The 9,481-nt window shown below is 42.5% G+C and carries 6 protein-coding genes and 5 tRNA genes; all 11 read left to right on the top strand.

The genetic code is table 11. The features are described 5' to 3' along the window. The first annotated feature begins 26 nt into the window (after positions 1-26). A tRNA-Arg gene (locus tag C9J41_RS20890) sits at positions 27-103 on the top strand. A 51-nt stretch (positions 104-154) separates the two neighbouring features. Next, a tRNA-Arg gene (locus tag C9J41_RS20885) sits at positions 155-231 on the top strand. A gap of 50 nt (positions 232-281) precedes the next feature. Then, a tRNA-Arg gene (locus tag C9J41_RS20880) sits at positions 282-358 on the top strand. Between the two features lie 50 nt (positions 359-408). Next, positions 409-485, top strand: a tRNA-Arg gene (locus C9J41_RS20875). A 50-nt stretch (positions 486-535) separates the two neighbouring features. Then, positions 536-612: transfer RNA gene (locus C9J41_RS20870), tRNA-Arg, on the top strand. Positions 613-1,055: 443 nt separating this feature from the next. Next, positions 1,056-1,310, top strand: a complete 255-nt coding sequence (locus tag C9J41_RS20865; RefSeq protein WP_107208699.1) for an oxaloacetate decarboxylase subunit gamma — start codon at positions 1,056-1,058, stop codon at positions 1,308-1,310. Positions 1,311-1,366: 56 nt separating this feature from the next. Next, on the top strand, positions 1,367-3,148 hold the full coding sequence (oadA, locus tag C9J41_RS20860; protein ID WP_107288115.1) for a sodium-extruding oxaloacetate decarboxylase subunit alpha: 1,782 nt from the start codon (positions 1,367-1,369) through the stop codon (positions 3,146-3,148). Between the two features lie 9 nt (positions 3,149-3,157). Beyond that, positions 3,158-4,294, top strand: a complete 1,137-nt coding sequence (locus C9J41_RS20855) for a sodium ion-translocating decarboxylase subunit beta (RefSeq protein WP_107208701.1) — start codon at positions 3,158-3,160, stop codon at positions 4,292-4,294. Positions 4,295-4,424: 130 nt separating this feature from the next. Continuing rightward, positions 4,425-4,871, top strand: a complete 447-nt coding sequence (locus C9J41_RS20850) for a YqaA family protein (protein ID WP_045153637.1) — start codon at positions 4,425-4,427, stop codon at positions 4,869-4,871. A gap of 11 nt (positions 4,872-4,882) precedes the next feature. After that, a complete protein-coding gene (locus tag C9J41_RS20845) occupies positions 4,883-7,732 on the top strand; it encodes a pitrilysin family protein (protein ID WP_107294977.1) in 2,850 nt (949 codons plus the stop codon). A gap of 149 nt (positions 7,733-7,881) precedes the next feature. Further along, positions 7,882-9,456, top strand: coding sequence for a glutamate--cysteine ligase (gene gshA, locus C9J41_RS20840; RefSeq protein ID WP_107294976.1), 1,575 nt, complete (start codon positions 7,882-7,884; stop codon positions 9,454-9,456). Positions 9,457-9,481 lie beyond the last annotated feature (25 nt).

Below are 9,481 nucleotides of genomic sequence, written 5' to 3'. Positions count from 1 at the left end.
GCTTGTTGCTGTTACACCGATTTAGTGCGCGCGTAGCTCAGCTGGATAGAGTACCTGGCTACGAACCAGGCGGTCGGAGGTTCGAATCCTCCCGCGCGCACCATTACTTAAAAGTGATAAGCCTCAATGCTTGTTGCTGTTACACCGATTTAGTGCGCGCGTAGCTCAGCTGGATAGAGTACCTGGCTACGAACCAGGCGGTCGGAGGTTCGAATCCTCCCGCGCGCACCATTTTTAAAAGTGATAAGCCTTAACGCTTGTTGCTGTTACACCGATTTAGTGCGCGCGTAGCTCAGCTGGATAGAGTACCTGGCTACGAACCAGGCGGTCGGAGGTTCGAATCCTCCCGCGCGCACCATTTTTAAATGTGATAAGCCTCAAGGCTTGTTGCTGTTACACCGATTTAGTGCGCGCGTAGCTCAGCTGGATAGAGTACCTGGCTACGAACCAGGCGGTCGGAGGTTCGAATCCTCCCGCGCGCACCATTATTTAAAAGTGATAAGCCTAACGCTTGTTGCTGTTACACCGATTTAGTGCGCGCGTAGCTCAGCTGGATAGAGTACCTGGCTACGAACCAGGCGGTCGGAGGTTCGAATCCTCCCGCGCGCACCATCATTTAAAGCCCAGCTTTTGCTGGGCTTTTTTGTATCTGTTGTTTTCTGATTTCTAAGTATTACTAAGCCTTTATAATATTATTGTTAATAAGTAATAATAATGATTTTATTTGCTTAGTATCAATAAGGGTATCTAACAGCTTATTTGATACGATAACTTCTCTTTTTTAGCTGAATGCTATCCTTTCTAGATATTTTTAAAATTCCTTTTTTTATTACATTTCAGTATGTTGATTCTATATATGCAATCTTTATGTATTTGTATTCATATTGTGTCTGCATGTAATGAAATCTTGCAATTAAGGCTGATAAATATGCTTTAATTTGAGTAAAAATCAGACTGATGTTGCAAAAACAACCAATTTTTGTGAATCAATTTGACTTGTTTTCAATTGTCGTGATAATCGTTAACACTACGGTCACAACTAGAAGGAATTTATGATGACTGATCTGGGAGATGCGCTGTGGCAAGCAGCGGTAATTATGGCGACAGGAATGGTCGTTGTATTTGTCTTTCTGTCAATCCTTATTTTTTTGGTTCATTTGTTGGCAAAATTTGCGCCAGCTGACCAAATTGAAGCGCCTAAAGCTGCCAAGCCGGCAGTGACCCAAAATCAAAACGGTATTAAGCCTGATGTCATTGCAGCTATTTCTGCTGCTGTTCATCAATATCGTCAAGCTAAAAGCACTAGCTAATTTCACAGCACACAGTTTTGATTTAAGGACACTTATTCTTACAAGGAGTTTTGAACATGTCCAAGCCTCTAGCTATCACCGATGTTGTATTGCGTGATGCACACCAATCTTTATTTGCTACCCGTCTTCGTTTAGAAGATATGCTTCCTATTGCCGCGCAACTTGATGATGTTGGTTATTGGTCGTTAGAAACATGGGGTGGTGCAACATTTGATTCGTGCATTCGCTATCTTGGTGAAGATCCTTGGGAGCGTCTGCGCGCATTAAAGCAAGTGATGCCAAAAACACCGATGCAGATGTTACTTCGTGGACAAAATTTACTTGGCTATCGCCATTATGGTGATGATGTTGTAGAGAAGTTTGTTGAGCGCGCACACGCGAATGGTATGGATGTTTTCCGTATTTTTGATGCCATGAATGATGTGCGTAATTTTGAAAAAGCCGTAAAGTCGACGATTGATGTTGGTGCTCATGCGCAAGGTACTATTTCTTACACAACAAGTCCGGTTCATACTTTAGATACATGGACCGATCTTGCTAAGCGTTTAGAAGATCTCGGTTGTCACTCGCTATGTATCAAAGATATGTCAGGTTTATTGAAGCCTTATGAAGCGGAAGAGTTAATTAAGCGTATCAAAGCATCATGTGATATTCCGCTAGCTTTACACAGCCATGCTACAACCGGTTTATCTACAGCGACAGCAGTGAAAGCCGTAGAAGCGGGACTCGATATTCTTGATACATCGATTTCATCAATGAGCCAAACTTACGGTCATACACCAACTGAAACAGTGGTAGCTATGCTCCAAGGTACAGGACGTGATACCAACCTTGATTTAGAAAAGTTCGCACCTATTGCTAGCTATTTCAGAGATGTTCGTAAGAAGTACGCGAAATTTGAAGGTAGTTTACGCGGTGTTGATGCTCGAATTTTATTAGCACAAGTTCCTGGCGGCATGCTAACTAACATGGAAAGTCAGCTAAAAGAGCAAGGTGCTGCTGATCGTTTTGATGAAGTGTTAGAAGAGATCCCACGTGTACGTGAAGATCTTGGCTTTATTCCACTGGTCACCCCAACATCACAAATTGTCGGTACTCAGGCTGTATTGAATGTACTGACTGGTGAGCGCTATAAGAGCATCAGTAAAGAAACGGCGGGTATTCTAAAAGGTGAATATGGCGCAGCACCAGCGGCTGTAAATAGTGATCTTCAAGCGAAAGTACTTGAGGGTGCTGAGCCTATTACTTGTCGTCCAGCTGATTTAATTGATGATGAGTTAGCTATCTTAACTGATGATCTTGTCGCAAAAGCTAAAGCTGAGGGTATTGCGTTAGCCGATCAACAAGTTGATGATGTATTAACGTATGCATTGTTCCCGCAAGTTGGACTTAACTTCCTTAAAAATCGTAATAATCCTGATGCCTTTGAACCTGCACCAACAGGTGAAGAAGTAGTAACCACTGCCGCTGAAACGAAAACGGCATCTGAGGTTGAAAGCTATAGTGTACGTGTTAATGGTCAGGTTTATAACGTTGATGTTGCTGAAGGCGGTGAATTGTCTTCTGTGGAAGTGGCACAGCAACCAGCAGCTCCTGTTGCTGCCGCATCAGCTCCAAGTGCAACTGCTGAAGCTGTTGGTGCGCCATTAGCAGGGAATATCTTTAAGATCAATGTTCAGCCAGGTCATCAAGTAACAGAAGGTGATGTTCTTGTGATCTTAGAAGCGATGAAGATGGAAACCGAAGTACGTGCCGCACGTAGTGGTGTGGTTGATCAGCTACATGTTAAAGAAGGTGATTCCGTCACTGTCGGTTCGCCGATCATTAGTTTGTCATAAGAGGTAACCATGGAAGGTTTATTAAAACTCTGGTCCGAAACTGGGATTGCAAACTTTGAATTCGGTCAGATCGTGATGATCGTGGTTGGTTGTGGTTTGTTGTTCTTGGCCATTCGTAAAGGCTTTGAGCCATTATTATTACTGCCTATGGGCTTTGGTGCCATTCTTGCCAATATCCCGAATGCTGGGTTTACTGATCCTGGTGGTTTGCTTTATTACATCTATTACGTAGGGATTGAAACGGGTATTTTCCCGCTATTAATCTTTATGGGTGTAGGTGCAATGACCGACTTTGGCGCGCTGATTGCAAACCCTAAAACCTTGTTATTAGGAGCAGCGGCGCAGTTTGGTATTTTCTTTACCTTATTTGGCGCTATTTTACTTAACGTTGTACCGGGAATGGAATTTTCGCTAGCAGATGCTTCGTCAATTGCGATTATTGGTGGTGCTGATGGCCCAACGGCTATTTTCTTAGCAAGCCGATTGTCTCCTGATTTACTTGGTGCGATTGCGGTGGCAGCTTACAGTTACATGGCTTTAGTACCAATTATTCAGCCACCAATTATGAAAGCACTGACGACACCTGAAGAGCGTCAAATTCAGATGCAGCAGCTTCGTCACGTGACGAAGATGGAAAAAGTATTGTTCCCATTAGCTGTACTGTTGATGACGATTTTGTTCTTACCATCAGCAACCCCATTAGTCGGTATGTTCTGTTTAGGTAACTTAATGCGTGAATCTGGTGTTGTGGATCGCTTATCAAATACAGTACAAAACGAGTTGATCAACATCGTGACAATTATGCTAGGTTTAGGTGTTGGTTCGAAGCTTGAAGCTGCAACATTCCTACAAATCGAAACATTAGGTATTTTGGTACTGGGCGCGGTTGCATTTAGTGTTGGTACTGGTGGTGGTGTATTAATGGCAAAAGCGCTTAACCGTTTTAGTAAAGAGCCAATTAACCCATTAATTGGTGCAGCAGGTGTATCTGCCGTTCCAATGGCGGCACGTGTGGTGAATAAGGTGGGTTTAGAGTCAAACCCTCAAAACTTCTTATTAATGCATGCAATGGGACCAAACGTAGCTGGTGTATTGGGCTCTGCTGTAGCTGCAGGCATCTTGTTAGCATTGGTGGGTGGAAGTTAAGGTATTTCTTTCACTACCTAGTTAAAAAGGCAGCGTTTCGCTGCCTTTTTTATTTAATGACAATATAAAAATATGTTCAGTTATCGCTTCAAATGGCACACTTTGCCTTCCTAATAAAAAGGTGACAGACATGACTGATTTATTTACCGGGGATACGGGCTTATGGGTTCTATTTGCGACCGGATTTCTTAGTGCCACATTGTTACCAGGCGGATCTGAAGCGAATCTTATCGCTGCTGTCAAATTAGGGGATAACCCGATATGGCAAATAGTAGCGGTCGTTGCGATAGGTAATACCTTAGGTGGATTAACTAATTATTGGTTAGGACTTTTACTACCAGATAAAACTTCAGAGCAAAAACAGAGTCATAAAGCGTTATTGTGGCTAAAAAAATACGGCTACTGGAGTTTGTTACTTAGTTGGATGCCAATTATTGGTGATCCCTTATGTTTAGCGGCAGGTTGGCTACGGATGCGATTTTGGTGGTGTGCAGTAGTCATTTTAATTGGTAAAACATTACGTTATATCGCATTAGCTGCAATCGTATTGGGACTTTTCCCTGCATTATCGTTTTAAGGAATTCGAGCGTGAAAAAATGGATCCTGAGTGCAGCCGTCGTGTCATTGACAGGTTGTACTCAATTTACTGAACAGCAGACTACCCAAGTGTTACCAAAAGGGGTAACGTTTATTGAGCAAGTTAAAGCGGTACAAGGGAAAGCTGTGATCCCTTATAGTAAATACCGTTTGGCTAATGGGTTGACTGTTATTTTATCGCCGGATCACTCTGATCCGTTAGTGAATGTGGATGTGACTTACCATGTGGGCTCTGCGCGAGAGCAACAAGGTAAATCAGGTTTTGCGCACTTTTTTGAGCACATGATGTTTCAAGGCTCTAAGCATGTTGGTGATCAACAGCATTTCAAATTGATCACAGAAGCGGGCGGTAATTTAAATGGCAGTACTAACCGTGATCGCACGAATTATTTTGAAACAGTCCCAGCCAATCAATTAGAGAAAGCCTTGTGGCTTGAGTCTGACCGTATGGGCTTTTTACTTGATGCGGTATCTCAGCGTAAGTTTGAAATTCAGCGTGATACAGTGAAAAATGAGCGTGCACAAAACTTTGAAAATCGTCCGTATGGTTTGATTTATGAAAAAATGGCGGAAGCATTATACCCTCGTAGCCATCCATATTCATGGCAAACCATTGGCTATGTAGAAGATTTAGATCGTGTTGATGTTAACGATCTTAAAGCTTTCTTCCTGCGTTGGTACGGGCCAAACAATGCGACGTTAACCATTGGTGGTGATATTAATAAAGCGCAGACATTGGAATGGGTGAATAAATACTTTGGCTCTATTCCACGAGGTCCTGAAGTAAAGAATGCACCGAAGCAGCCTGTGACATTGCCGTCTGATCGTTACATTACACTGCAAGATAATATTAAGCAGCCCATGTTAATGATGGCCTGGCCGACAGCGTATTTAGGTGCAGCAGAACAACCATCATTGGATATGTTAGGCCAAGTGATTGGAAGTGGCACGAATAGCTTACTCTATCAAAAGCTGGTGAAAACAGGTAAAGCTGTTGATGCAGGCGCATTCCAAGATTGTGCAGAGCTTGCTTGTAGCATGTATGTGTATGCGATGGCACCAAGTGGTGATAAAGGTCACCTAGACACATTACGTAAAGAAGTGATGTCTGTCGTTAACGGCATTGAGCTACAAGGGATCAAGAAAGCCCAACTGGATGAAATTAAAGGCTCGGTTGAAGCGAGTGCGATTTATGGCTTACAAAGTGTCAGTGGTAAAGTGTCGCAACTTGCGGCTTATCAGACTTTCTTTGGTAATCCTAACTACATTGCAACGGAACTAGCGAATCTTGATAAAGTAAATACGCAAAGCGTAATGCGTGCGTATAACCAGTATATTTATCAACACCCGAGTGTTACGCTCAGTGTTGTTCCACATGGTGAATTACAACTGCAGGCAGCGAAACCCAATTATGCGCCTGCGCCACGTGTGTTACCTAAAAATACCAAGATCAATGATCAAGATTTAGCTTACCGTACGGTTAAAGATAATTTTGATCGTTCAGTGATGCCAAAGGCTTCAAAACCAGTGAAAGTCGTCATGCCCACACTGTATGAGTTCAGCCTTGCGAATGGGATCAAAGTGGTTGGTACCCAGTCCCAAGAAACTCCAACGATCAGCTTACAGTTAACCGTACCTGCAGGGCGTCGTTTAGATCCTGCAAGTAAAGAAGGTTTAGCTGAGTTGACGGCTGCGATGATGAATGAAGGCTCTGAGAAATATACCGCAGAGCAAATGGCATCTAAGTTAGATACTCTTGGCAGTAATATTTCAGTACATGCTGGATTATATGGCACCACGATTTCACTCAGTACGCTAACGAAGAACTTACCTGAAACGATGGCGTTATTAGAGCAACGTCTTTTCCATCCCGCCTTTAAAGAAAGTGATTTTAAGCGTCTTAAAAAGCAGATGATTGAAGGTATTGTTTATGAGCATCAAAGTGCGGATTGGTTAGCGGGGCAAGCAACACGAGAAGTCTTATTTAAAGGTACTGTGTTTGGGCGTCCAACGGATGGTACTAAGCAAACGTTGAGCCATATTACCCTGCAAGATGTAAAAGACTTCTATCATCGTTATTACACTCCTAACAGTGCTGATGCGGTAGTGGTGGGCGATATAACACAAGCGAAACTAGTACAAGCGTTAGCGCCTATCGGACAATGGCAAGGAGAACCTGCGCCAAGTATTGCACCACAAGTTCTACCTGTATTAAAGCAGCAAGCAATTTGGTTAGTGAATAAGCCTGATGCTCCACAAACGGTGATCCGTTTAGTACGTCAAGGGATGCCGTTTGATGCCACCGGTGAGCTATTTAAAACCCAATTGGCTAACTTTAATTTAGCGGGTAACTTTAATAGCCGTATCAACATGAATCTACGTGAAGATAAAGGCTTTACCTATGGCGCGGGAGGCTATTTCAGTGGCGGAAAAGAAGTGGGTGTGGGAGTTTATTATGCTCAAGTTAGAGCCGATGCGACGGTTGCCTCTATAAAAGAGTTTCTCGCCGAACTAAAGAAAATGAGCACATCAGGATTAACCGATAAAGAGGTTAACTTTATGCGCTTAGCTGTGGGTCAGAAAGATGCTCTTAGTTATGAGACGCCAAGTCAAAAAGCATCATTGTTAGGTAATATCTTAGCTTATGATTTACCAAAAGATTTTGTCGCTCAGCGAAACCATATTGTCGATACTATTACTAAAACGACAATGGATAAATTAGCGCAGAAATGGTTTAACCCGAAAGATTATCAAATTATTGTGGTGGGTGATGCGAAGACATTGGAGCCACAATTGAAAGCGTTAGACTTACCTGTTCATTTGCTTACATTAACGAAGTAACAGGTACTCAGTAACAGCTAGTACCGAGTGCTAGTTGTTACTGCTTAGTAAAAGTCTTTCGCAAGTTTTGCTGATATAAATGATGGTAATCAGATGCAATAATGATTACTCTGTTTTCCTTAAATTAGATTAAAACGAGAATAGCCTTGATGGATTTTTCACAGAGGTTACAGCAGCTTTCTACTCATGCTGATGCATTAACCCAGTTTGGGCGTGGACTTGAACGAGAGTCACTTCGAATTACTGCTGACAGGCATTTATCCCAACAACCTCATCCCGTGGCATTAGGCTCTGCGCTAACCAATAAGTGGATCACAACTGATTTTGCCGAATCATTGTTGGAATTTATTACACCAGTATCAACCGACGTTGATCAGTTGTTATGGCAACTTGAAGATATCCATAAATTTGCCTTAAGTAAAATGGATGGTGAGCGTTTATGGCCAATGTCGATGCCATGCTTTGTTGGCTCACAAGATGACATTACCTTAGCGCAATACGGTTCATCGAATACCGGACGAATGAAAACGCTTTACCGCGAAGGTTTAAAGCATCGCTATGGTAGCGTAATGCAGATCATCTCCGGTGTTCACTTTAACTTCTCATTTTCAGATAGTTTTTGGGATGGTTTATTGGGTGGGCAAACACTAGAGCAACGTCAAGCATCGGTGTCGGATGCATACTTTGGTTTGATCCGTAATTACTATCGTTTCGGTTGGTTAATTCCTTATTTATTTGGGGCGTCTCCTGCACTTTGTGGCTCTTTTATTAAAGACGACAAAGTGAAGGAATCATTTAGCAAAGTGGGTACAGGTACCTATTACTTAGAGAATGCAACAGCATTACGTTTAAGTGATTTAGGCTACACCAATAATGCGCAAAGCTCACTGAAAATTGGTTTTAATAGCCTTGAACAGTACCTAGAAGGCTTAAATAAAGCGATTCATACTCCGTCAAAAGAGTTTGCTGACATTGGTGTGGTTGTTAATGGTGAACGTCGTCAGCTAAACAGCAATGTACTACAAATTGAAAATGAGCTTTATGCGCCAATTCGCGCTAAACGAGTAACGAAAAGTGGTGAAAAGCCGTCAGAAGCACTAAAGCGTGGTGGTGTTGAGTATATCGAAGTTCGTTCGTTAGATGTAAACCCATTTAGCCCGATTGGTATCAGTGAAGATCAGGTACGTTTCCTTGATTTATTCCTAACGTGGGCGGTATTAACACCATCTGCTGATATGGATGATAGTGAGCTTGCTTGTTGGCGTGATAACTGGAACCGTGTTGTGGTTGACGGTCGTAACCCAGAATTGATGCTTAAGATCGGCTGTGCTGGTGAGCGTTTAAGCTTGCAAGATTGGGGGGCGCGTGTCTTTGCTGAATTGGAGCAAGTCGCGAAAACTATTGATGAGCTAAACGGTAATACTCTTTACCAACAAACATGCGAGCGTTTATTAGGTTGGATCCATCATCCTGAACGTACACTATCAGCGCAATTGCTTGAGCAAATTAAAGCAGATCAAGGTATTGGTAATCTTGGCTATAAGTTAGCAGCGCAACATGCAGAAAGCTTAAAAGCACAAAAATTCCGTTTTTATGATGCCAATACATTTGAACAAGAAGTACATCATTCGGTAGAAAAACAGCAACAGATCGAACATGATGACACCGTATCATTTGATGATTATCTCGATAATTACTTTGCCGATATTCATGTTGGCATGTAAAGAGTAACAACAAAAGAGTGTCTTC

It is taken from the genome of Photobacterium sp. GB-50 (genome assembly GCF_003026755.1).
Classification (GTDB): Bacteria; Pseudomonadota; Gammaproteobacteria; order Enterobacterales; family Vibrionaceae; genus Photobacterium.
Note: the sequence above shows the minus strand (reverse complement) of the source record. Positions and strands in the feature narration are given on the sequence as shown.